The sequence below is a fragment of the Luteimonas flava genome (assembly GCF_036584485.1).
Taxonomy (GTDB): domain Bacteria; phylum Pseudomonadota; class Gammaproteobacteria; order Xanthomonadales; family Xanthomonadaceae; genus Luteimonas; species Luteimonas flava.
This window is the reverse complement of the sequence record NZ_JAZHBM010000046.1, coordinates 1-350: the sequence shown is the minus strand read 5'-3', so window position 1 is coordinate 350 and position 350 is coordinate 1. Positions and strand designations below refer to the sequence as shown.

The window sequence follows — 350 nt, the reverse complement described above, 5'->3', positions numbered from 1 at the left end:
AGACGGGGAGGTTTGGCACCTCGATGTCGGCTCATCGCAACCTGGGGCTGAAGTCGGTCCCAAGGGTTGGGCTGTTCGCCCATTAAAGCGGTACGCGAGCTGGGTTCAGAACGTCGTGAGACAGTTCGGTCCATATCCGGTGTATGCGCAGGAATATTGAGAGGATTTCTCCCTAGTACGAGAGGACCGGGAGGAACGCACCTCTGGTGTGCCAGTTATCGTGCCAACGGTAAACGCTGGGTAGCCATGTGCGGAGTGGATAACCGCTGAAAGCATCTAAGTGGGAAGCCCACCTCAAGATGAGTATTCCCATGGTTTAAACCAGTAAGATCACGGGAAGAACACCCGTT

The 350-nt window shown here is 54.9% G+C and carries 1 rRNA gene; it reads left to right on the top strand.

Annotated features, from left to right (window positions below):
- A 23S ribosomal RNA gene (locus V3391_RS17625) occupies positions 1-350 on the top strand; the annotation flags it as partial.